The sequence below is a fragment of the uncultured Xanthomonas sp. genome (assembly GCF_964278005.1).
Taxonomy (GTDB): Bacteria; Pseudomonadota; Gammaproteobacteria; order Xanthomonadales; family Xanthomonadaceae; genus Xanthomonas_A; species Xanthomonas_A sontii.
Window position 1 is genome coordinate 310,346 of sequence record NZ_CAXYKF010000001.1, and the last position, 22,825, is coordinate 333,170.

17 protein-coding genes, 2 pseudogenes and 1 riboswitch are annotated in these 22,825 nt (G+C 68.3%); of the genes and pseudogenes, 7 read left to right on the forward strand and 12 right to left on the reverse strand.

The window, feature by feature from the left end:
- Positions 1-14: 14 nt before the first annotated feature.
- From ACHWVH_RS01330 to ACHWVH_RS01365, 8 genes are all read right to left on the reverse strand, one after another.
- Positions 15-341, reverse strand: a complete 327-nt coding sequence (locus tag ACHWVH_RS01330) for a hypothetical protein (protein ID WP_150411123.1) — start codon at positions 339-341, stop codon at positions 15-17.
- A 54-nt stretch (positions 342-395) separates the two neighbouring features.
- Positions 396-935, reverse strand: coding sequence for a DUF4189 domain-containing protein (locus tag ACHWVH_RS01335; RefSeq protein WP_394686503.1), 540 nt, complete (start codon positions 933-935; stop codon positions 396-398).
- 256 nt (positions 936-1,191) lie between these two features.
- A complete protein-coding gene (locus ACHWVH_RS01340; RefSeq protein WP_152243684.1) occupies positions 1,192-1,728 on the reverse strand; it encodes a DUF4189 domain-containing protein in 537 nt (178 codons plus the stop codon).
- Between the two features lie 16 nt (positions 1,729-1,744).
- A complete protein-coding gene (locus ACHWVH_RS01345) occupies positions 1,745-2,878 on the reverse strand; it encodes a type IV secretion system protein (protein ID WP_152243682.1) in 1,134 nt (377 codons plus the stop codon).
- 49 nt (positions 2,879-2,927) lie between these two features.
- The gene (locus tag ACHWVH_RS01350) at positions 2,928-3,566 is read right to left on the reverse strand and encodes a hypothetical protein (RefSeq protein ID WP_150411133.1); all 639 of its coding nucleotides are present in this window, start codon (positions 3,564-3,566) and stop codon (positions 2,928-2,930) included.
- Positions 3,567-4,083: 517 nt separating this feature from the next.
- Complete coding sequence (locus ACHWVH_RS01355; protein WP_017910137.1) at positions 4,084-4,614, reverse strand: GNAT family N-acetyltransferase; 531 nt, start codon at positions 4,612-4,614, stop codon at positions 4,084-4,086.
- Between the two features lie 4 nt (positions 4,615-4,618).
- Positions 4,619-5,029, reverse strand: a complete 411-nt coding sequence (locus tag ACHWVH_RS01360) for a hypothetical protein (RefSeq protein ID WP_394686504.1) — start codon at positions 5,027-5,029, stop codon at positions 4,619-4,621.
- Between the two features lie 50 nt (positions 5,030-5,079).
- Positions 5,080-6,330, reverse strand: a complete 1,251-nt coding sequence (locus ACHWVH_RS01365) for a multidrug effflux MFS transporter (protein ID WP_394686505.1) — start codon at positions 6,328-6,330, stop codon at positions 5,080-5,082.
- A 290-nt stretch (positions 6,331-6,620) separates the two neighbouring features.
- A riboswitch (glycine riboswitch) is annotated at positions 6,621-6,725 on the forward strand.
- Positions 6,726-6,827: 102 nt separating this feature from the next.
- Here ACHWVH_RS01365 and gcvP point away from each other — a divergent pair.
- From gcvP to ACHWVH_RS01380, 3 genes are all read left to right on the forward strand, one after another.
- Positions 6,828-9,704, forward strand: a complete 2,877-nt coding sequence (gcvP, locus tag ACHWVH_RS01370) for an aminomethyl-transferring glycine dehydrogenase (protein WP_394686506.1) — start codon at positions 6,828-6,830, stop codon at positions 9,702-9,704.
- 231 nt (positions 9,705-9,935) lie between these two features.
- On the forward strand, positions 9,936-12,050 hold the full coding sequence (locus ACHWVH_RS01375) for a catalase (protein WP_394686507.1): 2,115 nt from the start codon (positions 9,936-9,938) through the stop codon (positions 12,048-12,050).
- 120 nt (positions 12,051-12,170) lie between these two features.
- On the forward strand, positions 12,171-12,539 hold the full coding sequence (locus ACHWVH_RS01380; protein WP_394686508.1) for a VOC family protein: 369 nt from the start codon (positions 12,171-12,173) through the stop codon (positions 12,537-12,539).
- Positions 12,540-13,182: 643 nt separating this feature from the next.
- Here the strand turns inward: ACHWVH_RS01380 and ACHWVH_RS01385 are convergent.
- Positions 13,183-14,346 carry a zinc-dependent alcohol dehydrogenase gene (locus ACHWVH_RS01385; protein WP_267101207.1) on the reverse strand — a complete coding sequence of 388 codons (1,164 nt, stop codon included), beginning with the start codon at positions 14,344-14,346 and terminating at the stop codon, positions 13,183-13,185.
- Positions 14,347-14,501: 155 nt separating this feature from the next.
- On the opposite strand from ACHWVH_RS01385, the gene ACHWVH_RS01390 reads away from it, so the two are divergent.
- Complete coding sequence (locus tag ACHWVH_RS01390) at positions 14,502-14,852, forward strand: nucleotide pyrophosphohydrolase (protein ID WP_394686509.1); 351 nt, start codon at positions 14,502-14,504, stop codon at positions 14,850-14,852.
- A gap of 382 nt (positions 14,853-15,234) precedes the next feature.
- Here the strand turns inward: ACHWVH_RS01390 and ACHWVH_RS01395 are convergent.
- The 3 genes and pseudogenes from ACHWVH_RS01395 to ACHWVH_RS01405 all read right to left on the reverse strand — a co-directional run.
- Positions 15,235-15,750, reverse strand: a pseudogene (locus tag ACHWVH_RS01395) (DNA-binding protein); the annotation flags it as partial.
- 124 nt (positions 15,751-15,874) lie between these two features.
- On the reverse strand, positions 15,875-16,411 hold the full coding sequence (locus ACHWVH_RS01400; protein ID WP_394686510.1) for a phosphatase PAP2 family protein: 537 nt from the start codon (positions 16,409-16,411) through the stop codon (positions 15,875-15,877).
- Positions 16,412-16,814: 403 nt separating this feature from the next.
- Positions 16,815-18,200, reverse strand: a complete 1,386-nt coding sequence (locus ACHWVH_RS01405) for a DUF763 domain-containing protein (RefSeq protein ID WP_284467648.1) — start codon at positions 18,198-18,200, stop codon at positions 16,815-16,817.
- 409 nt (positions 18,201-18,609) lie between these two features.
- Here ACHWVH_RS01405 and ACHWVH_RS01410 point away from each other — a divergent pair.
- The 3 genes and pseudogenes from ACHWVH_RS01410 to ACHWVH_RS01420 all read left to right on the forward strand — a co-directional run bounded on the left by ACHWVH_RS01410 (position 18,610) and on the right by ACHWVH_RS01420 (position 22,280).
- Positions 18,610-19,157, forward strand: a pseudogene (locus tag ACHWVH_RS01410) (DUF4291 family protein).
- Positions 19,158-19,189: 32 nt separating this feature from the next.
- Complete coding sequence (locus tag ACHWVH_RS01415; protein WP_394686511.1) at positions 19,190-19,780, forward strand: hypothetical protein; 591 nt, start codon at positions 19,190-19,192, stop codon at positions 19,778-19,780.
- Between the two features lie 217 nt (positions 19,781-19,997).
- Positions 19,998-22,280: a glycoside hydrolase family 3 N-terminal domain-containing protein gene (locus ACHWVH_RS01420; RefSeq protein ID WP_017916167.1), complete on the forward strand. Its 2,283-nt coding sequence runs from the start codon at positions 19,998-20,000 to the stop codon at positions 22,278-22,280.
- Positions 22,281-22,825 lie beyond the last annotated feature (545 nt).

Consider the following 22,825-nt stretch of genomic DNA (forward strand, 5'->3'; position numbering starts at 1 on the left):
CTGCATCGACCAAGTCAGGGAACGGCAGCGCTGTCCCGCACCACGGAAGAGCGTGGCGTCGCCGCCGCTGACCCCATCTTGCCGCTCGTGAATGCATGGGGGCAGACACGCGCATACATCGCGGACGAGTACGCGTTGTAGCAGTACGGATTGGTGACGGTGAAGGCGCCGGTGGCGGGATTGATCGGCGCCCAGCAGTCGCTGGGCACACCGATCGTGCAGAAGAGGAAGGGATCGTTGTCGTAGTACGGAATGAACTCGTAGTAGCCGTCGGTCTGCGCCGACGAGGGCAACGCCATCACTGACAGCAGCGCCAAGGGAAACAATCCACGCTTCTTCACTACCCTTTCTCCTTGATGGGTTACCAATCTTCCAGACCCGCTTGAGGCCAGGCATCAATAGCGCTTGAAAACCGCCTTGGAACATGCGGTATAGATGACCTTGCATTGCATGCCGGTGACCGCGCGATTGTCTTGCTCGCAACGCTGCACAGCGACATCGCCGGCTGCTTCCTCGCTGCCAGCCGCGACGAAGTTAGTCAGGCCGTCGAGATACGACTTCCCGCCAATTTGTGGCTCCGCGACGGCGGCGCACTGGTTCCGGTAAGAAAGGCCAATTCGGCAGTCCTTGACTCCATTGGAAACGCAGCGCTTCAGCGCGTCAGCCTCCGCTTCGGATTTCGATGCCTTGCCTGTCGTCACCCCAAAGCTGTTCCAGCCATCACCAGGCCCCATGGCAATGGCCCCCCAGGTCTTGACCCAATAGCCGGTCGGCCGGGGAGCCTCCTGCGGGGCCGCTTGGCTCTGTGGTATCGGAGCGCAACCGGCAACGCCCTGGCCTCCGATTGGATACTGGCCGGGGGGACATCCGCCTTCCGCATGGGTGAAATGGGCGGCAGCCATCAAAACGCACAGCAGTAGGAATTTGAACTGCATTGGTCTCTCTTTCACATCAGCCTATCGGAAGACCCTGGCTGACCACCCTTCTGCGCGACCTGGCCACCGGTAGTAGTATTGCCCGGAAGGACAATTTCCTTCAGCAGTCACAAAGGCAGAAACGCACAGCAATGCAAAAATAATAAAATTCGCGCCCCAGGCATTTTTACATCGAATTTAAATCAAGAAGCCTCCCAGGCCATGATTCCAAGTCCGACCCAGACGGCCACCATTTCTATGCATGGCAATAGCGCAATCAAAATTTCTCGAAAATTTGCTTTGTACAAGCTTTATAGATAACCTTGCATCGATTATCGGGATTACTTTTCTCGCACGCCGCTTGCGCAAGTGCCACAGCCTTCTCTATCGACTCGGCCCCATTAAAATTCACCGTTCCCATTAGATTTGGTTTTCCGGCAATCTGCGGCTCTCCGATTGCCGCGCACTGATTGAAGTACGCCAGCCCGATCTGACAGTCTTTCTCGCCATGCTTGGCACAGCGGGCCATAGCATCTTCTTCGGCTTCTGATTTCGATAGCTTGCCTGTAGACACGCCGTAGTTTCGCTCAAGCCCCACCGAACCCATCGCTATCGCTCCCCAGGTCCTGATCCACCTACCAAGGGGTCTCGGAGCCTGTTGCTCTGTGGGCTGAGCTTGAGGAATCGGAGCACATCCAACTGCGCCTTGCCCCCCGACAGGATACTGTCCCACGGGACAGCCCCCCTCTGCACTGACATCAAGAGAAAATGCCATCAGCAAAACTCCGGCCCACCTAATAAAATCCACTTTCATTGTAGACCTCTCTTCTTCAGCTTATACCGCTATCTCTTGATCCAGCGAGCCCACGTGAACCTGTCGGCTGGCTCAAGTCAGGAGCCCCATTTTGGCTGCTAGTCACCCTTGCCGCCCCTGTATTCAGCGCTCCGGCTGGTAACGATCTGTCATTTGGCAGCTCCCGTGGCACATATGACCCCGGCGGCTGCCCCTGCGGCCCCGGCGAAGACGCAGTCGCGGGGCCGAAGGCCGTGTAGGTCATGAACGTACCCATGTTGCCTTGCCAGACCGCCGCCGCGATCGTGGGCACCGTGACGATCAGCACCGTCATCAGCAACCCGATCCCGCCCTGCTGCAATGCCTGGGACGACAGGCCTTCGGCGTTGGCCAATGGAATGAACTTCATCGCCCAGTACGCCGCCGCCACCTTGGCCGTGAACTTCAAGACCATCGCCGACACCACCGACAGCATCGACATCGAGAACAGGGTGCCGATCACGTAGAACAGCCACTTCCGGAACAGGTCCTTGGTCTGGTCGAACATCAGGAAGAAGATGAAGATCGGGCCGATGCCCACCAGGAATGCCATGGTGAACTTGAACAGCAGCAACATCGCGCCCGCCGCCATGGGCGGGCTGGCCGTGCCGAAACTGGCCAGCAGCATCGAGCGCCCCTTCTTCTCGATCGATTCGGGATCGTTGGCGTCCACACGCACCGCGTCGAGCGCGGACAGGGCCAGCTGGGTGTACTTCAGGTTGTCGTCGATCGAGTCGGCCGCGCTGCTGGTGTCGTCTCCGGTGAACAACCCGTGGATCTCCATGTCCAGGTTGTCGGTCATCGCCTTGTGCAACGCCGCGCCGTTCGCACCCAGGGTCGACGCGATCATCAGGATCACCGCCACCTTGGCCGCCTTGACCATCGTCGCCATCGCCGATTCGCGCGACTGCCCGGTGACGATGCGGTAGCCCTGGATCAGGATCCAGAACGTGGTCGCCGTCAATGCGATCACGCTCACCCAATGCATCGCGCGGCGCATCAGTTCAAGGCCGAACTCGGCGATCTCGTTGGTGAAGTAGTTGTTCACCAACCGGAAGAACAGGAAGTCGCCCAGATTGGCGTCCGCCAACGGCTGCATCCAGTGCGTGGCGGTGTCGAAGAATCCGTTCATGCTGCGTGCCTACCCGATGTCGCGTGCTGTGTTGGAGTTGCCTGTGCCATCACTTGGACAGCGCCCCAGCGAGCACACCCGCCTGGATCACCTGCCCCAGGATGTTGTTCTTGTTGCCATCCAGCGCCCGCCGCGCCAATCGCGACTGGTCGTCCTTGAGCGCCACGATGTAGGTGTCGTAGGCCTTCATCTGCGCCTGCCAGTAATCCAGGTCCATGGCGTTCTGCGCCACGAAGCGCCGCACCTCGTTGTCGTTGGCGGCCAGCGCGCCCTGGCTGGTCCCGATGCCGTCGCGCTGCGACTGCACCTGCTTGAACTGCTCGTTGCGCTGGATCAGGCGCTTGAGCATGCGCACCGTCTCGTTGTACTGGGCGTTCTTGGCCATCACGATGCGCGCGCAGACCTTCATCTGCTCGTCGACCGCGCTGCCGTTCATGTCCGGCGCCAGCGCCTTGAACTGGTTCATCAATCCGGCGATGCCGCTCTGGCTCGCGCCGGGGCAGCTATCCTCCAGCCCGTAGTCCTGGGGACGCTCGGGAAAGTTGTCGGCCATGGTGGAGTCGCCGAACTGCAGCCGCTGGAGCTTGATGAGCTGCTGCTGGTAGTGCTCCAACTGCATCTGGTACTGCTTGATCGTCTCGCCCCAGCGTTTGGCCTGCTCGGCGTATTCCTGCAACGCCTTGGCCATCGACATCGGGTCGTTGACGATCCAGGTGGCATTGGCGGGGCCGGCAGCCAGGAAGGCGGCGAGTGCGACACCTGCGAACAGGCGCGACAAGCGGGGGCGACGGGTCGAGGAGTGGGTCATGGGCGATCTCGGCAGGTCTCGTGCGATACAGGGCGCAGCGACGGTTTCCAGCTGCTGTGCGTGGGCGGCAGAGGCCGACGGACAGCCGTCGGCGGCAGCAGCGGAGCCACTGGGTGGTCGGATTGGGGAACCTGCTGCGGCCATAGTCCTTTATGAGCGGATGAGGCAGGGTGCGGCGGACTCTTGCATGATGTGCATTCCATTTCCACCGCTCCATGCGGCCCCGTAGGGAAGCACATTCAGCGAAGCCAGGCACGCCAATGGTTTCACCGATCGGGGTAGGAAAACTCCGACATTTCGTCGCGGCATGTCCCGAGCCAGCCAGCGACGCTGCCACCGTCCGTTTTGCGCAGCCAGGTCCACGCCGGCCCGCCCAGGCCGACCGCGGTGCGCCAGCTCAGTCGTCCGCCAGCCGCGCCCAGCGCTCGTGGTCGCGCCAGACCCCGCCGATGCGCAGGTAGCGTGGCGAATAGCCTTCGCGGCGGAAGCCGGCGCGCTGCGCCAGCGCCAGCGAGCGGGTGTTGTCCGGCTGGATGTTGGCTTCCACCCGGTGCAGGCCCAGTTCGGCGAAGGCGTAAGCCACGCACAGGCGCAGCGCATGCGTCATCAGTCCGCGGCCTTCGCAGCCGGCCATGGCGTGGTAGCCGAGGTAGGCGCTCTGGAAGCAGCCGCCGACCACCTGGCTGAAGGTGAACAGGCCGGCGAGCGCGCCGCTGCCGCGCTCGCGCGCCAGCAACGCGATGTTGCTGCCGTCCAGGGTCTGCGCGTACCAGGCCTCGAAACCGGGCACGTCGGTGAACGGATAGGTCCACGGGTGATGCAGGGCGACGCTGGCGCGGTGCGCCTGGATCAGCGCGATGCCGTCGCGGCGCCGTACCCGCGCCAGCGACACGGCCTCCTGCGCAGCCTGGCCCGCGCTCTGGCCCATGGCCTCAGGCCGGAGCCGCCGCGCCGTCGTCGCGACGCATGACCTGGGCGTGGCGCGTCTTGAACTCCTCGAAGCTCAGGCCCTGCGCCTGCGCATCGGCCTGCGCGGCGTCCTTCAGCGCGTCCGAGTACATCAGCCGCACCGGCGTGCCGGCGCGTTCGTGCAGTTCCGCCGCCTGCATGATCAGCGACAGCACCTGCGCGGCGCTCTCGCTCTGGCCGGCGATGCGCCCGTCCATGCCCAGCACCCACTCGCCGTCGCGGCGCACGATGCCGGCCAGCAGCGTGCGCTGCTGGTCGCGCAGTTCCGCATGCGGCTCGATGGGCGCGACCGGCGCGGCGTCCTCGGCACGGTGGCGCAGGCGCTCGGCCAGCTTCTTGCGCAGATCGCGGCGCTGCTTGGACTGGATGGACATGCGGTTTCCTCAACGATGACCCGACGACGATAGCCCAACCGCGACGCCGCTCACAGCGGGTCCGCCGGTTCGAGCCGCGGCACCTGCGCATCCGGCCGCGGCAGGCGCTTGCCGCTGCGCCGCTCCCAGCGCCAGAAGCCCCAGCCGAGCAGGAAGAACGCGCCCGAACCCAGCGCCAGGTGCAGCGCATGGCCGCTAAGCAGCGGCGACAGCACCCCGGCCACCAGCACGGTGACCATCAACTGGGTGAAGGCCTGCAGCGACGAGGCCAGCCCGCGCTGGCGCGGGTACATGTCCAGCACCGCCAGCGCCAGGATCGGGAAGATCAGCGCGGTGCCCAGGCCGGCGAAGAAGATCGGCAGCACCGCCCACGGCAGCGCGATGGCCGGCGCCAGCGCGGTGTAGGCGATGTTGCCGGCCATCGACAGACCGCAGCAGACGAAACCGACGCGCACCTGGCGCATCGGCCCCAGCCGCCCGGCCATGCGCCCGGACAGGAACGCGCCCAGGGTCATGCCGCCGATGGTGGGCAGGAACAGCCAGGCGAAGTCGCGCTCGGTCTTGCCCAGCAGGTCGATCATGAACACCGGCGCCGAGGCGATGTACAGGAACACCCCGCCGAAATTGAACGCGCCGGCCGCGGCCAGGCGCTGGAAGCGCGGATTGAGCGCGATGCCGATGTAGTCGCGCAGCAACGTGCGCGGCGCCAGCGGCGTGCGCGCCTGCGGCGGGTGCGTCTCCGGCATCCAGCGCAGGGTGGCGACCAGCAGCAACGAGGAGAAGCCGACCAGGAACCAGAAGATCGTCGGCCAGCCGCGGCCGCTACCCAGGATCCAGCCGCCGATGATCGGCGCGATCGCCGGGGCGATGCCGAACAGCATCGACACCTGGCTCATCAGCCGCTGCGCATCGTCGCCGTGGAACAGGTCGCGGATCACCGCCCGCCCGACGATCATGCCGACGCCGGCCGAGACGCCCTGCAGCGCGCGGAACACCAGCAGGGTCGGCAGGTCGCGCGACAGCGCACAGCCGGCCGAGGCCAGGATGAACACGACCAGCCCGGCCACGATCACCCGGCGCCGCCCCAGCGCGTCGGACAGCGGCCCGTGCGCCAGGCCCATCAGCGCGTAGGCCAGCAGGTACACGCTCACCGTCTGCTGGATCGCCACCGGATCGGCATGCAGGCGCTGCGCCAGCTGCGGGAACGCCGGGAAGATGGTGTCGATGGAGAACGGGCCGAACATCGCCAGCCCGGCCAGCAACAGGGCCATGCGGCGTGTGGACACGGATGGGAGCGTCATGGGGAACATCGTCCTGAAAAGCCCGCCGCGGCGGCCGCAGGCCGGGCGCACACGCGACGACGCCGTCCGGCAGGGACGGGCGCGAGAAAAGGGGGTGCGGCGATGATACGCGCTGCGGCCGCTGGCGCACATCCGCCACGGCTTGCCCATTCAGCCTGGCGTGGGTGCCGGCGACCCGCCGTGGGCGCCGCCGGCCACGCTATAATCGCGCCGCAGCAAGGTGGGAGAAGCGGGGCGACCCGCTGCCGAAGGCGCAAACGCCCGTAATCGCTCAGGCCCGATACCACCCGCACCAAGACTCTGGAGAGACCGGTCAAACCCGGCGCCGAAGGGGCACGAAGCGCAGCGCCAGCCGCCGCTTCCAAACTCTCAGGCAAAAGGACAGAGGGGCATTGGGAAGACGCGTGCTTCCCGTCGATCGTGCCCGCCGCTGCGGCCCGACGACGGCCTTGCGCGCGTCCCTGCCTCCTCGTGCCTTCCTCAGCCGGACGACTGCCATGTCTCACACCTCTTCCCTGCGCGACCTCGAACACCACTCGGCCTTCATCGAGCGCCACATCGGCCCGAACGACGCCGAGATCGCGCACATGCTGCGCACCGTCGGCCACGACTCGCTGGAGGCGATGACCGACGCCATCGTGCCCGGCCTGATCAAAATAGGCACGGACAAGTCGCCCGCCGCGCTGGCGTTGCCCGACGCCATCACCGAGGAGGAGGCGCTGGCCAAGATCCGCGCCATCGCCGACAAGAACACCGTGTTCCGCAGCTTCATCGGCCAGGGCTACTACGGCACCCACACGCCGAAGGTGATCCTGCGCAACATCCTCGAGAACCCGGCCTGGTACACCGCCTACACCCCTTACCAGGCGGAGATCTCGCAGGGCCGCATGGAAGCGCTGATCAACTTCCAGACCATGTGCGCCGACCTCACCGGCATGGAAATCGCCAACGCCTCGCTGCTGGACGAAGCCACCGCCGCGGCCGAGGCGATGACCCTGGCCAAGCGCTCGGCCAAGTCCAGGTCCGACACCTTCTTCGTGCACGACGCGGTGCACCCGCAGACCCTGGAACTGCTGCGCACCCGCGCCGAGCCGCTGGGCATCGTGCTGCGCGTGGGCACGCCGGAGGAAGCGCTGCAGGCCGAGTGCTTCGGCGTGCTGCTGCAGTATCCGGACAGCTTCGGCCACATCGGTGATCACCAGGCGCTGGCCGACGCGGTGCACGCGCAAGGCGGCCTGGTCGCGGTCGCCACCGACCTGCTCGCGCTGACCCTGATCGCCGCGCCCGGCGAATGGGGTGCGGACATCGTCGTCGGCAACTCGCAGCGCTTCGGCGTGCCGTTCGGCTTCGGCGGCCCGCACGCCGCGTTCATGGCCTGCCGCGACGCCTACAAGCGTTCGATGCCGGGCCGCCTGATCGGCGTGTCGATCGACGCCGCCGGCAACCCCGCCTACCGCCTCACCCTGCAGACCCGCGAGCAGCACATCCGCCGCGAGAAGGCCACCTCCAACATCTGCACCGCGCAGGTGCTGCTGGCGGTGATGGCCTCGATGTACGCGGTGTACCACGGCCCCGAGGGCCTGGTGCGCATCGCCCGCCGTACCCACCGCCTGGCCGCGATCCTCGCCGCGGCGCTGCGCGGCGCCGGCGTCGCCGTCGGCGAGCGCTTCTTCGACACCCTGCACGTCACCGGCGTCGACGCCGAGGCCATCCACGCCAAGGCGCGTGCGGCCGGCATCAACCTGCGCGCGATCGACAGCGCGTCGCTGGGCATCAGCCTGGACGAGACCGCCACCCGCGCCGACGTGGTCGCGCTGGCGCAGCTGTTCGGCGCGCAGGCCGACGTGGACGCGCTCGACGCCGCCACCGCCGATGCGCTGCCGCCGCAACTGCTGCGGCACAGCGCGTTCCTGCAGCACCCCGTGTTCAACACCCACCACAGCGAGCACGAACTGCTGCGCTACATGCGCGCGCTGGCCGACAAGGACCTGGCGATGGATCGCACCATGATCCCGCTGGGCAGCTGCACCATGAAGCTCAACGCCACCGCCGAGATGATCCCGGTGACCTGGCCGCAGTTCGGCGCGATCCATCCGCTGGCCCCGGCCGAGCAGAGCGTCGGCTACAAGCAACTGATCGACGAACTGGAAGCGATGCTGGTCGAGTGCACCGGCTACGACGCGGTCAGCCTGCAGCCCAACTCCGGCGCGCAGGGCGAGTACGCCGGCCTGCTGGCGATCCGCGCCTACCACCGCGCCCGCGGCGAAGGCCATCGCGATATCTGCCTGATCCCCGAATCGGCGCACGGCACCAACCCGGCCTCGGCGCAGATGTGCGGCATGACCGTGGTGGTGACCAAGTGCGACGGCAACGGCAACGTCGACGTCGCCGACATCCGCGCCAAGGCCGAGAAGTATTCGGACCGCCTGGCCGCGCTGATGATCACCTACCCGTCCACCCACGGCGTGTTCGAGGAAGACGTGGTGGCCATCTGCGAAGCGGTGCACGCGCACGGCGGCCAGGTCTACACCGACGGCGCCAACATGAATGCGCTGGTCGGCCTGGCCAAGCCCGGCAAGTGGGGCTCGGACGTGTCGCACCTGAACCTGCACAAGACCTTCTGCATCCCGCACGGCGGCGGCGGCCCCGGCGTCGGCCCTTGCGCGGTGAAGGCGCATCTGGCGCCGTACCTGCCCAAGACCCTGGGCGGCGACGGCGAGGTCGGCATGGTCAGCGCCGCCAGCTTCGGCAGCGCCTCGATCCTGCCGATCAGCTGGATGTACATCACCATGATGGGCAACAGCGGGCTGCGCAAGGCCACCCAGGTCGCGCTGCTCAACGCCAACTACATCGCCAAGCGCCTGGCGCCGTACTACAAGACGCTGTACACCGGCCGCAATGGCCTGGTCGCGCACGAATGCATCCTCGACGTGCGCCCGCTGGAGAAGACCAGCGGCATCGGCGCCGAGGACATCGCCAAGCGCCTGATCGACTTCGGCTTCCACGCGCCGACGCTGAGCTTCCCGGTCGCCGGCACGCTGATGGTGGAGCCGACCGAGAGCGAATCGCAGCACGAGCTGGACCGTTTCATCGACGCGATGATCCAGATCCGCGAGGAGATCGCCGCGATCGAGGACGGCCGCCTGGACCGCGAGGACAACCCGCTCAAGCACGCCCCGCACACCGCCGCGCAGGTCACCGCCAGCGAGTGGACCCACGCCTACCCGCGCGAGCTGGCCGCGTTCCCGCTGCCGACGCTGAAGCAGCAGAAGTACTGGCCGCCGGTGGCGCGCGTGGACAACGTGTACGGCGACAAGAACGTGATGTGCGCGTGCATCCCGGTGGATGCGTACAAGGAAGACGCGGTGGTCTGAGCCGCGTTCTCGTTCGACGCTGCACCCGAGACCCAGCCTCGTGCGCGAGGCTGGGTTTTTTATGCGTGCGCAGTGCGCGTACCGAGGTAGACAAGTGCGCGCGATGCGGCGCGTTGCACGGCTCGTTCACGCCGCGCCGCCCAGGATCGGGACTTCCGCCGCGCCCGCATCCTCACGCACCGGGCACCCCACCGCGACGCCTTCTTCCGCCACGCACCGGAGCGATCTCCCATGGCCAGCCGCAAGCGCACGCCCAGCGATTCCGCATCGTCCACCGCCCCCACGTCCACCGCCGCGCCCGCCGATCAGCGCGGCCATGGCGACGAACTGCACCAGCAGGCCGGCGGCACGCATCCGCCGCTGACCACCAACCAGGGCATTCCGGTCGCCGACAACCAGAACTCGCTGCGCGCCACGCCGCGCGGGCCGACGTTGCTGGAAGACTTCATCCTGCGCGAGAAGATCACCCACTTCGACCACGAGCGCATTCCCGAACGCATTGTGCACGCACGCGGCAGCGCCGCACACGGCTACTTCGAACTGACCAAGTCGCTGGCCAAGTACACCACCGCCGCGCTGCTCACCGAGGTCGGAGTGAAGACCACGGTGTTCACCCGCTTCTCCACCGTCGCCGGCGGCGCCGGCTCGGTGGACACGCCGCGCGACGTGCGCGGCTTCGCGGTCAAGTTCTACACCAAGGAAGGCAACTGGGACCTGGTGGGCAACAACATCCCGGTGTTCTTCATCCAGGACGCGCTGAAGTTCCCCGACCTGATCCACGCGGTGAAGATGGAGCCGGACCGCGGCTTTCCGCAGGCGGCCAGCGCACACGACACGTTCTGGGACTTCGTCTCGCTGATGCCCGAATCGCTGCACATGATCATGTGGGCGATGAGCGACCGCACCATCCCGCGCTCGCTGCGCATGATGGAAGGCTTCGGCATCCACAGCTTCCGCCTGCTCGACGCCGAGGGCCGCAGCACGTTCGTCAAGTTCCACTGGCGGCCCAAGCTCGGCCTGCAGTCCACGATCTGGGACGAGGCGGTGAAGCTGGCCGGCGCCGACCCGGACTTCCACCGCCGCGACCTGTTCGAGGCGATCGAACGCGGCGACTTCCCGGAATGGGAACTGGGCGTGCAGTTGTTCACCCAGGAACAGGCCGACGCCTTCCCGTTCGACCATCTGGACGCCACCAAGCTGATCCCGGAGGAACTGGTGCCGCTGCAGATCGTCGGGCGCATGGTGCTGGACCGCTGGCCGGACAACTTCTTCGCCGAGACCGAGCAGGTGGCGTACTGCCCGGCCAACATCGTGCCCGGCATCGACTTCTCCAACGACCCGCTGCTGCAGGGCCGCCTGTTCTCGTACCTGGACACCCAGCTCAGCCGCCTGGGCGGGCCCAACTTCCACCAGTTGCCGATCAACGCGCCGAAGTGCCCGTTCGCCAACATGCAGCGCGACGGCCACATGCAGATGGGCGTGCCCAAGGGCCGCGTCGCCTACGAACCCAGCTCGCTGCAGGCCGACAGCCCGCGCGAGACCGCGCGCGGCTTCGTCAGCCACCGCACCCAGCCCGACGACGGCGCCAAGGGCCGCGTGCGTGCCGAGAGCTTCGCCGACCACTACAGCCAGGCGCGGATGTTCTACCGCAGCCAGACGCAGCCGGAACAGGCGCACGTGGCCTCGGCGCTGGTGTTCGAGCTGTCCAAGGTCGACACCGCGCACGTGCGCGAGGCGGTGGTCGGACACCTGCGCCACGTCGATCCCAAGCTGGCGCAGCGCGTCGCCGACGGCCTGGGCCTGGACGCGCTGCCGCCGGCGCCGCCGGCCGCGGTCGCGCCGCAGGACCTGCCGCTGTCGCCGGCGCTGCAGCTCATCGGCAAGATGAAGCCGACCCTGCAAGGCCGCGCCGTCGGCATCCTGATCGACGACGGCTCTGACGCCAAGACCGTGCGCGAACTGCGCAAGGCGGCCAGCGATGCCGGCGCGACGGTCAAGATCGTCGCGCCCAAGTTGGGTGGAGCCACGCTAAGCGACGGCAAGCGCCTGGCCGCCGACGGCCAGTTGGCCGGCACGCCCTCGTTCGTGTTCGACGCGGTGGCGGTGGTTCTGGCGGCCGACGCCGGCAAGCGGCTGAGCAAGGAGGCCGCGGCGATCGACTTCGTCAGCAACGCCTTCGCCCATCTCAAGGCGATCGCCGCCGATGCCGGCGCGCAGCCGCTGCTGAAGGCCGGCAACGTTCAGAAGGATCCCGGAGTGGTCGAGGCCAGCGACAGCAAGGCGTTCCTGGCGGCGGCCAAGACCCGCCAGTGGAGCCGCGAGCCGAAGCTGCGCCTGCTGGCCTGAGGTTGGCCATGGGCTGCGCCACCTCGCGCCGTTCGCGTGCGTGGCGCAGCGCTGATGCATGCCTGCTTTGTCGGGACCGTCTCGCGCCACGCCCGGCACCATGATGCTACGCTGCGCGCCATGCGCATCGAACGCCTGGACCATGTGCAACTGGCGATGCCGCCCGGCCGCGAAGACCAGGCGCGCGCCTTCTACGCGGGCCTACTGGATATCCCCGAAGTCCCCAAGCCGCCGCATCTGGCCGCACGCGGCGGTTGCTGGTTCGAGCGAGGCGCACTGAAGCTGCACCTCGGCGTCGAAGCCGATTTCCGCCCCGCCCGCAAGGCGCACCCCGCGCTTGTCGTGGACGGGCTGCAGGAGCTGGTGGCGACGTTGATGGAGCGCGGCTACCGGGTGGTCGAAGACGCGCCGCTGGACGGCTACACGCGGCGTTACATCGACGATCCGTTCGGCAACCGGATCGAACTGATGGAACCGGTGGCCGGCTGAGGCTGCGCCGCTGCTGCCCCCTGTCGATTGCTCCCCGCCGGCGACGCGGCGGCGGCCTGCGCGCGCAGCCCTGGCAACGAGCGCCGTCGGCGCTGGCCCGAGCGCATCGAAAACGCCGCGCAAAGCGAGCCGCCGATCCGGTCCATCGCGGCGGCAGAAAGCGCCTGGTCAATTTTTCGCCACCCCTCTTGACACTGTTGTGTCACGGGCCGGCATCGGCCTTATCCACAACCTTATGCAGAAGTCATCCACACCCCCTGTGGACAAGCCGCCGATGCCACCCTCACCGCACCAGAACATCCAAGTCATTGATTCGTGGTCAAAAAGCTTGTCACGCACTTGACAAGAAGCGGGCGAGCCACTCCCGCGTGGCCGCCTGACAGCGACGGCGGGAAAAACTTATCCCGAGCCTCGGGGCGGCGCGTCTACATCGGAGCAAGGTGAAGGAGGCGTGAAATCTTCACCTGCTCGCGACGGACGGTTGGCGCTATGTCCCCCACTCGCGCCAGGCAGGCCGAACGCCCATGCCCAGGCGCGCAGGACCGCCTCGCAGGTGGTGCAACGCACCATGCTTTACGCCCGTTCCGACACCTTCAGGCGCGGGCCCGGGTGACCCGCCATGGGGCACCCGGCCACACCACGGTCACGGCGTCAGGATCACCTTGCGGCAGTCCTGCTCCTTCTTGTCGAAGATCGAATACCCCTGCGCCGCCTCGGCCAGGCTCAGGCGGTGGGTGATGATCTCGTTGGGCCGCAGCCGGCCCTCGCCGATGTGCTCCAGCAGTTCGGGCATGAAACGCTGCACATGGGTCTGGCCCATCTTGAAGCTCAGCCCCTTGTCGAAGGCGTCGCCGAACAGGAAGCCGTGGATGAAGCCGGCATACACGCCCGGCACGCTGACCGTGCCACCGCGGCGGGTGGCGGCGATGCACTGGCGCAGCGCCGTGCCGCTGCTGCCTTCCAGCTTCAGCGTGGCCATCACCGTCTCCACCGTGCTGCCCTTGGCCTCGAAGCCCACCGCGTCGATGCTGGCATCCACGCCACGCCCGTCGGTCTGGCCAACGATGATGTCGGCCGGATCGTCGATCTCCTCGAAGTTCAGCGGAATCACCCCGTAGGTGCGCTGGGCGAAGTCGAGCCGGTACGCATAGCGATCGACCATGAAGATCCGCTCGGCGCCGAGCATGCGGCAGCAGGCCGCGGTCATCAGCCCGACCGGGCCGGCGCCGAAGATCGCCACGGTACTGCCCTGACGCACGCCCGCGTTGACCGCGGCCTGATAGCCGGTGGGCAGGATGTCGGACAGGAACAGCACCTGCTCGTCATGCAGCACGTCCGGCACCACCAACGGGCCGACATTGGCCTTGGGCACGCGCACGTACTCCGCCTGGCCACCGGCCACGCCGCCGTACAGATGGCTGTAGCCGAACAGCGCCGCCGGCGGGCGGATGCCTTTCTGGTTCAGCGCCGCGCCCTTGCCGGGGTTGGTGGTCTCGCAGGCGGCATATTCGGTCAGGCGGCAATGGAAGCACTCGCCGCAGGCGATCACGAACGGGATCACCACGCGGTCGCCCTTCTTCACCCGCTGCACGTCCGGGCCAACGTCTTCCACCACGCCCATGAACTCGTGCCCGAGCACGTCGCCGGTGTGCAGATCGGGGATCTTGCCGCGGTAGAGATGCAGGTCCGAGCCGCAGATCGCGGTGGCGGTGACACGCAGGATGATGTCGTCGGTCTCGACCAGCACCGGGTCGGGAACGGTTTCCACGCGCACGTCCCGGGTGCCGTGATAGGTCAGAGCTTGCATGGGTAGGTCCTTTCGTCTGCGAACACGTGCCCGCAGTGTCGCCGCCGATGCCGTGCATCGTCGGTGACCACGCCGTGAGTCCGATGTCGCGACCGCAGTGCCTGCGCGCGTGATTGCTGCTTTACCATGCGCCGTCCCCACTGCGAGCCGATGCCATGCCCGACAGCCTCCACGACCTGCAGGCCGCCCAGCGCGCCTTCGCCGACGCCCGCGACTGGGGTCAGTTCCACAGTCCGCGCAATCTCGCCGCGGCGCTGTCGGTGGAAGCGGCGGAATTGCTGGAACATTTCCAATGGCTGGACGATGCGCAGAGCCGCCAGCTTCCTGAAGAAAAAAAGCAGCAGGTCGGCAGCGAGATCGCCGACGTGCTGCTGTATCTGGTCCAGTTGTGCGACAAGCTGGAGATCGATCCGATCGACGCCGCGCAGCGCAAGATGCTGGCCAACGCCGCCAAGTATCCGGTGGAGCGCGCCAAGGGCCGCATCACCAAGTACACCGAGCTGTAAGACCCCGGCGAGTCGCGCCGATCGCGGATGCGTCGACGCGCGGCGGTGGCATCCGCCGCCGCGCGCCATGGAGCGACTAGCCGCTCGAGCGCGAACCGCGTGTGCGCAAGGACGACGTCTTGCCTGCGCGCTTACTGGTCGTGCGTTTGCTGGATGCGCTCTTCTTCGCTGGTGTCTTCCTGGCGACCGCGGTTTTCGCCGTCGACTTTTTCGACGCTGTCTTCCTGGATGCAGTCTTCTTCGATGCCGTCTTCTTCGAGGCCGTCTTCTTGGTCGCAGTCTTCTTTGCCGAAGAAGTCTTGCTCGCCGCCTTCTTGCTCGCGGCCTTCTTGGCCGGCGCCTTCCTGGCCGAAGCGGTCTTCGCCGAGATCTTCTTCGCGGCGGCCGTCCGCGTGCCGGCCTGTTTGGCCCGGGTCTTCGCGGCCTTCTTGGCCGCGCTCTTGCGCACCGTCGCGCCCTTGGTCTGTGCGGCCTTCTTCGCCGCGGCCGAGCGGCTGCCGGCGCTACGCTTCTTCGCCGCGCGCTTGGTCTGCGTCGACAGCGCCTGGCTGCCCACGGTCTGCGTCGCGCTCTTGCCCTTGCTGGCGGTCTTCAGCGCCTTCTTGGCGCCGCGCGAGCGCGTTGGCGACGGCTTGGCCTGCTTGCCGCCCTTGGCCTCTTCCTGGGCAACCTTCTTCCTGGTGACTTTCGACGCGGTCTTCGACGCGCCGGTCTTGACCCCGGCGCGGCGCGCCTTGGACAGGCCGATGGCGATCGCCTGCTTGGTCGATTTCACCTGGGTCTTGCCCTCGCGCACGCGGTCGATTTCCTCGCGCACGAACTCGCCGGCCTGGGTCGTGCCGGCCTTGCCTTCGCGCTTGGCGCGGCGCGCACGGGTGGTGGTGGATTGCTCCGGCATCGATACATCTCCTGAAAGCGGCCACGACGGCCATCGGCTCCGGGTGTAGCAACGCGCAGGTCAAGAGCAGGCATACGATAGGCGAAGCGCACGTGCATATGCCTGCACACGGAAGACGGCGCCATCAGCTGTCGCGACCGCACAACGCCGGCGAATAGGTCTGGATGGCATGCTGGATCGGCGCGTGGCGTCCGTACATCAACGCGCCGACCAGGACCACCGACACGAGGGCGTACATGCGCAGCCGCGCGGGCAGCTGCGGCGCACCGCGCCACTGCAGATAGCACGCCGTCGTCGCGGCCCCGACCACCACACCGGCAGCGACCTCGGACAAGCTGTGCGCTCGCGCGTAGACGCGGGCAATGGCGATCACGCTGGCGATGGCGAAACCGCAGGCGATCGCCAGCCGCGGCCGCGGACGGGCGCGCAGGCACAGCATGCAGGCCATCGGCCATACGCAGGCGGCGAGCATGGTGTGTCCACTGATCATCCGGAACTGCAGCGCGCGCAGTTCCACCCCACAGCCGGCGTAGAGAATCTTGGTCGCCCCGACCAGGGCCGCGGCGCTCGCCAGCAGGCCAAGCCACGTCGCCGCGGCACGCCATCCCGCGCTACCCAGCGCCAGCCACAGTGCGCAGACGAGCGCGAGCGGCAGCGTCATCGCCGCGTCGCCGAAGTTGCTGATGGCAGACCACATGCTGGGGAAAACGTCCTTCGGCGTACGCGTCGTTCGGAGCCACCGACGCCGTGCGCCGGGGGCGGCCATGATACGGGCGATCGCTCGAACGGGAGGAACCTGGCACGCGCTCAGACCGCGCCCCCTCCTCCGACCAGCGCTATGGCATGACAGCGGACTCCCGGAGAGGCGCAACCGTGATCTTCCGCGCAAGGGCCGACGGCAGCGCTGACCACAAGTCCCTGCTTGTGGGAGGAACTTCAGTCCCGACTGCAACGAGGTCGGTTGCGCAGATGGACTCGCGCATCGCGGGCGAATCGCCGTCGACGCCTGCACGACACCCGACCGCCGGTTCGATCGCGTCGCACTCAGACCACTAGCCGAGCTCTTACTTTGCGCGTGCGGTGCGCCACTCCGCGACCGCCTGTGGCACCGGCTCCCAGCCGAACACACTGCGCCCGCCATAGGCATGCGACTGCGCGCGTTCCTCGGCGATGTAGTCGTCCACCGACGGCCCGCGCACGGTCGGTTCGAGCAGGCGCGCCTGCGCGTCCAGGCGGCGGATCGCGTCAAGTTTCTCCTCGCGGCCCAGCTTGGCTTGCGCCACCGCCGTCTTGAGCACGCCGATGGTGTGGTCGTAGACCCGCGTCGGCACCGGGAACGGATGCCGGTCCTTGCCGCCATGGGCCAGCGAGAACCGTGCCGGATCGCTGAAACGGCACGGCGCGCCGTGCAGCACCTCGGCCACCAGCGCCAGCGCGCGCACCGTGCGCGCGCCGACGCCCGGCACCTGCAGCAGGTCGGCGAAATCGCGCGGACCGCATTCGGCAGCGGCGGCCAGCGCCCCGTGCAGTCGCCGCACCACGATGTCGCTGCCGCGCACGTCGTGGTGGTCGGGCAGCGACAGATGCGGCAGGTCGGCCGGCCGGCGCTCGGGCACCGTGGCGGCCGCCGGCGCGAACAGGTCGCCGGTCTCCGCGAACAGCGCATCGGCGGCCGGCGCGGTGGCGCCCCGCCCCTGCGCGGCGTGGGTCGGCGCCGCGGCGGCCGATGCCGGCGTCTGCGCGGCCTCCAGCGCAGCGTATTCGCGGGCGATGCGCTCCGGTGCCAGCGTCTGCAGCAGCTCCACCTGCGCCGCACGCGCGGCGGCGGCGCGATGATCGGCGAGATTGACGATGCGGCCCTGGCGCGGGCCGTCGATCGCCGCATGCGGTGCATCGACGAAGCTGCTCAGGCCTTCCGACAGCCAGTGGTAGCGGCGTGCCTGCTTGCGCGCGCCGTGCATGCCCTGCTGCACCACCACCCAGCGCCCGTCGTCGCTGACGATGAAGCCGTGCAGGTACAGGTCGAAGCCGTCCTGCACCGCGGCGCTGTCGACCTTGGCCACCAGGCGGCTGACCCGCGCCAGTTCCGCGCCGTCCAGGCCGGTGCGCTCGCCCACCGCCTGCAGTTCGTCCGGCGTGGCCCGCGAATGCCGCCCACGGCCGCCGCACACGTGGATGCCCAGTTCGCCGGACAGCGGCGCCAGGCCGCGCTTGAGCGCGCCCAGTACGCTGGTGGTGATGCCGGAGGAATGCCAGTCCATGCCCATCACCGCCCCCAGCGACTGGAACCAGAACGGATGCGCCAGGCGCCGCAGCAATTCGTCGCGGCCATAGCTGTGCACGATGGCCTGGCACATCACCGCGCCGAGCCGGGTCATGCGCGCGCCCAGCCAGTGCGGCACGCGACCGCCATGCAGGGGCAGATCGGCGCTGCCGGAACGTCGGCTCATGGGGGCTCCGAGGAACGGGGTGCGCCAGGGTAGCCAGTGCGGGTCTCAGCGCGCGAGTCTGGAGGCGAGCGCAGGCTGAGTGATTCAGTGCGGCCGCACGCGCGAAAGCACCCAGGGCGCTGCATGGATCGGCCCTGCTCGTTGCGTGTCCCGCACAGCATGCCTTTCGACGACGCCGGCGGGCAACTGGATCCCACGGGAAGTCAGCGCCGCTCTCACGGCGGCAAGCACCTCCGCGCAAACGCGCCTGCCGTCGAGGCTTCAGCCCTGAGAGGCGTTACGGCTGGCGTCCCGATCCAGGCGAACGCATCGCGCGGCATCCGGCGGCACGGGAGACGCGGCAGCGGATCGACGACGTTGCTGCGACGACGTAGGCTGCGCGACGCTGCATCCCGTTCCTTGCGCTGCCTTGCAGCTCACCTGGCCGTGCCGGGGTCGTGACATCCTGTCGTGCTTCGACACCGATGCGATCGATGTCTACAAGGTGGATCGCCCTGCGATTGCGCGGTTCGCCATGGACCATCAGCGCTTCGGCGGCGAGTTCAGCTACGACCGGATGAGCTGGATCAAGCCGAATTTCCTGTGGATGATGTCCCGCGCCGGTTGGGCGCAGAAGCAAGGCAGGAGCGGATCCTGGCGATCCGGCTGCCACGCGCCTGCTTCGACCCCCTACTGCGTGCCACGGCCCCGTCGACCTTCGATCCGGCGCGATTCGCCAGTCAGGTCGCCTGGAAAGACGCGATCGAGCGGTCCGATGTGCGCCTGCAATGGGACCCCGACAGCGTCGCGGCAGGTGTCGTACGAGCTGGTCCACGTGCCGCAAGCCAGCGCGGCGCAGAACATCGGGCTGGACAACCAGCCCTGTCGTCGGCCGCAGCGCCGCACGCGCCAGGTGCCCGTTGCAAGCGCTGCCGGCACGGCATCACGCACACGGCGCACGACACGCGCCGGGCATAATGCGCCTCAGGTCCACTGTCGCCACACGCCCGATGTCCTACGCCACCCTCCGCACGCTGCTCGCCTCCTGGGGCGAACTGCGTCCGCAACCTGCATCCGACTGGCAGGGCACGCTGCCGCTGCCACAGGTGCTCGCCGACTTCTATGCGCAGGTGGGGCCATGGGGCGACATCCGCGACGCCACGGCCGGCCCGACCGGCCTGTCGCTGCAACTCGGCGGCAACCCGCTCGACATTCCGCCGTTGTGCAAGCTGTGGGCGCTGCAGGCCGGCTACCGCTGGAACGCGATCGACGGCAAGCCCATTGCCGCCTGGCGGGACCACTGGCTGGTGATCGCGGACCAGGGCGCGGACCCTGTCATCCTCGACACCGCCAGCGGCGGCGTGCTGTTCGCGTTCCACGGGGCCGGCGGATGGCGCCCCCGACCGCTGGCCGCCAGCCTGGAGATCGCATTCGGTGGTCTGGTGACCATGGCCAACACCATGGCCGAACTCGGCGATGCCGCATTCGACGACAGCGCCGCGCTGTGCGCCACTGCCCGCAACGCGGTCGCCGCGTCGCTGGCTGCCTATCTGGGCAGCGACGCCGAGGCCGCGCGCTTTCTGGAAACGCTGGATTGGTAGCGGGCTGAGCAAGCAAGGCGCGGCTGCGCCAAGCGCGACGTCTACGCCAGATTGGCGACAGCATCGCCCCTGCCGGTCGCCCCATCGTGATCACGCGGCTGCATGGTGATGTTTCAGGGAGCGCGCCTGCCGACCCACGATTATCGTGCACCGCATCACAACTTCTCGCTCCCGATGAGGTAGCGTGACCATCGGGGTCCAAACAGGGGATTTGCCGATGACGTTTCGTACCACGCGGCGCGGGCTGTTGCTCGGCGCCGGTTCGTTCGCGTTGCTGTCGCACGTGCCGATGGGCCTGGCCCTGCCGCGCACGCCAGCGAAGACGCCGGCCTTCATCGATGCGCTGATCGCGCGGATGACGCCGGAAGAGAAGGCCGGGCAGCTGACCCTGTTCGGTTCGGCGCAGCAGACCGATGCGGCGGCCGCCGCCAATCCGGTCAACGTGCGCCCCACCGCCGAGGGCCAGTTGGCCGCGGCGCGCGCCGGACGCCTGACCGGCATCTTCAACGGCTCCAACGTGCGCTGGCACCAGCAACTGCAGCAGGCCGCGCTGGAGAGCCGGCTGAAGATCCCGATGCTGTTCGCCGCCGATGTGATCCACGGCTTCACCACCGTGTTCCCGGTGCCGCTGGGCGAAGCCGCCAGCTTCGAGCCGGAGCTGGCGCAACGCACCGCGCGTGCCGCCGCACTGGAAGCCAGCGCGGTCGGCATCGACTGGACCTTCGCGCCGATGGTCGACATCGCCCGCGATGCGCGCTGGGGCCGCGGCGTGGAAGGCAGCGGCGAGGACGTGCTGCTGGGCCGGCGTTTCGCCGAGGCCCGCGTGCGCGGCTTCCAGGGCGAGGGCATCGACCATGCCGATGCGCTGGCCGCCTGCGCCAAGCACTTCGCCGCCTACGGCGCGGCCGAGGCCGGCCTGGACTACAACACCGTCGACATCTCCGAGCGCACCCTGCGCGAGGTGTATTTCCCGCCGTTCCAGGCCGCCTTCGGCGCCGGCGCGGTGACCACCATGGCCTCCTTCAACGAGCTGTCCGGCGTGCCCGCCACCGCCAACACCTGGCTGCTGAGCCAGGTGCTGCGCGGCGAATGGAACTACAGCGGCCTGGTGGTCTCCGACTACACCGGCGACCTGGAACTGGTCGCGCACGGCTATGCGCGCGATGCGCGCGACGCGGCGCGGCTGGCGTTCCTGGCCGGGGTGGACATCAGCATGCAGAGCGGGCTGTATCTGCAACACCTGCCCGGCCTGGTCGCCGACGGTGCGGTGCCGATGGCGAGGCTGGACGATGCGGTACGCCGCGTGCTGCGCTTCAAGGCCGCGCTGGGCCTGTTCGACGACCCGTTCCTGCGCATCGTGCCCGAGCGCGCGCAGGCGCGGCAGCGGCGCCCGGAGACGCTGGCACTGGCGCACGAGGCCGCACGCAAATCGGTGGTGCTGCTCAAGAACGAGGGCGAACTGCTGCCGCTCAAGCGCCAGGGCCAGCGCATCGCCCTGATCGGGCCGATGGCCAGCAACTGGGTGGAGAGCGCCGGACCGTGGACGCTGTTCGGCGGCGACGACAGCGGCAACGACCTGGCCACGGCCCTGCGCGCGCAACTCGCCGATCCGGCCACGTTGCAGGTGGTGGAAGGCTGCGCGTTCGAACACGCACTGCCCGGCGGCGTGCAGGCGGCGGTGGCCGCGGCGACCGCCGCCGACGTGGCGATCCTGGCGATCGGCGAACCGCTGCGCTACTCCGGCGAAGCGCAGTCGCGCACCGACATCAGCATCCCCGGCGCGCAGCAGTCGCTGCTGGCCGCCGTGGCGGCCACCGGCACGCCGGTGGTGGTGGTGCTCAGCAACGGCCGTGCGCTGGTGCTCGACGGCGCGGTGCTGGACGCGCCGGCGATCCTGGTCAGCTGGTTCCTCGGCTCGGCCTCCGGCCCGGCGCTGGCCGACATCCTGCTCGGCGTGCACGGCCCCTCCGGGCGCCTGCCGGTGAGCTTCCCGCACGAATCCGGGCAGTCGCCGTACTACTACGCGCACAAGCCCACCGGTCGCCCGGATCCGCGCCCGAACGCGCTGACGCCCTTCACCACCCACTACCGCACGATCTCCAACACCGCGTTGTTCCCGTTCGGCCACGGCCTGACCTATGGCCGCATCGAGTACGGCGAACTGACCTTGAGCACGTCGCGGCTGGCCGCCGGCGGCACGCTGAAGATCGCCGCACGCATCCACAACCGCGGCCACCGCGACGCCGAGGAAGTGGTGCAACTGTACGTCCGCGACCGCAGCGCCAGCATCACCCGCCCGGTCCGCGAACTGAAGGATTTCCGCAAGGTCGCGGTGCCGGCCGGCGGCAGCGCCAGCGTGGACTTCGTGCTGCGTCGCGAGGATCTGCTGTTCGTGGGCCAGGCGCTCAAGCCGACGGTGGAACCGGGCCAGTTCGATCTGTGGGTCGCGCCCTCGGCGCAGGCACCGGGGCTGACGGCCAGCTTCGAACTGCTGGGCTGATCGCCGCCTCGGCAACCGCTGGCGGTGGCGGCCACGCGGTCGCCACCGCGGTCGGCGCGTGGCCAACGTGGGCGGCGTTTCACGCCGGCGGCACTGCGGGCTGTCGCGTCACGATGCGCGATGCGCAATGCGCGATGCGGCATGGGACCTCATTGCGGGAGCGGCTCCAGGCGGTTTTGAGACTACACGGAGCCCTTCCCGCAGAGCCGTGCGAAGCCTTACCCGGGTGCACTGTGGGAGGGACTTCAGTCCCGACGCTTTGCAGGGTCTGGCGGTGGCGGCCACGCGGTCGCCACCGTGGCCGACGCGTGGCCAACGTGGGCGGCATTTCACGTCGGCGGCACTGCGGGCTGCCGCGTCACGATGCGCGATGCAGCATGAGACCTCATCGCGGGAGCGGCTCCAGGCGGTTTTGAGACTACACGGAGCCCTTCCCGCAGAGCCGTGCGGAGCCTTACCTGGGTGCACTGTGGGAGGGACTTCAGTCCCGACGCTTTGCAGGGTCAGGCACCCGGCAGGCTTCGCTCGCTGCGACTGCATCATCG

What these genes read in the sequence shown, in the direction of transcription:
- ACHWVH_RS01355 (WP_017910137.1), bottom strand. Translation starts at nt 4,614, where the DNA reads ATGGGCCAGAGCGCGGGCCAGGCTGCGCAGGAGGCCGTGTCGCTGGCG.
- ACHWVH_RS01400 (WP_394686510.1), bottom strand. Translation starts at nt 16,411, where the DNA reads ATGACGCTGCCGCTCGCGCTCGTCTGCGCACTGTGGCTGGCGCTGGGT.
- ACHWVH_RS01405 (WP_284467648.1), bottom strand. Translation starts at nt 18,200, where the DNA reads ATGAGCCGACGTTCCGGCAGCGCCGATCTGCCCCTGCATGGCGGTCGC.
- ACHWVH_RS01365 (WP_394686505.1), bottom strand. Translation starts at nt 6,330, where the DNA reads ATGACGCTCCCATCCGTGTCCACACGCCGCATGGCCCTGTTGCTGGCC.
- ACHWVH_RS01360 (WP_394686504.1), bottom strand. Translation starts at nt 5,029, where the DNA reads ATGTCCATCCAGTCCAAGCAGCGCCGCGATCTGCGCAAGAAGCTGGCC.
- ACHWVH_RS01420 (WP_017916167.1), top strand. Translation starts at nt 19,998, where the DNA reads ATGACGTTTCGTACCACGCGGCGCGGGCTGTTGCTCGGCGCCGGTTCG.
- ACHWVH_RS01350 (WP_150411133.1), bottom strand. Translation starts at nt 3,566, where the DNA reads ATGGCCAAGGCGTTGCAGGAATACGCCGAGCAGGCCAAACGCTGGGGC.
- ACHWVH_RS01345 (WP_152243682.1), bottom strand. Translation starts at nt 2,878, where the DNA reads ATGAACGGATTCTTCGACACCGCCACGCACTGGATGCAGCCGTTGGCG.
- ACHWVH_RS01415 (WP_394686511.1), top strand. Translation starts at nt 19,190, where the DNA reads ATGTCCTACGCCACCCTCCGCACGCTGCTCGCCTCCTGGGGCGAACTG.
- ACHWVH_RS01340 (WP_152243684.1), bottom strand. Translation starts at nt 1,728, where the DNA reads ATGAAAGTGGATTTTATTAGGTGGGCCGGAGTTTTGCTGATGGCATTT.
- ACHWVH_RS01335 (WP_394686503.1), bottom strand. Translation starts at nt 935, where the DNA reads ATGCAGTTCAAATTCCTACTGCTGTGCGTTTTGATGGCTGCCGCCCAT.
- ACHWVH_RS01385 (WP_267101207.1), bottom strand. Translation starts at nt 14,346, where the DNA reads ATGCAAGCTCTGACCTATCACGGCACCCGGGACGTGCGCGTGGAAACC.
- ACHWVH_RS01375 (WP_394686507.1), top strand. Translation starts at nt 9,936, where the DNA reads ATGGCCAGCCGCAAGCGCACGCCCAGCGATTCCGCATCGTCCACCGCC.
- ACHWVH_RS01380 (WP_394686508.1), top strand. Translation starts at nt 12,171, where the DNA reads ATGCGCATCGAACGCCTGGACCATGTGCAACTGGCGATGCCGCCCGGC.
- gcvP (WP_394686506.1), top strand. Translation starts at nt 6,828, where the DNA reads ATGTCTCACACCTCTTCCCTGCGCGACCTCGAACACCACTCGGCCTTC.
- ACHWVH_RS01390 (WP_394686509.1), top strand. Translation starts at nt 14,502, where the DNA reads ATGCCCGACAGCCTCCACGACCTGCAGGCCGCCCAGCGCGCCTTCGCC.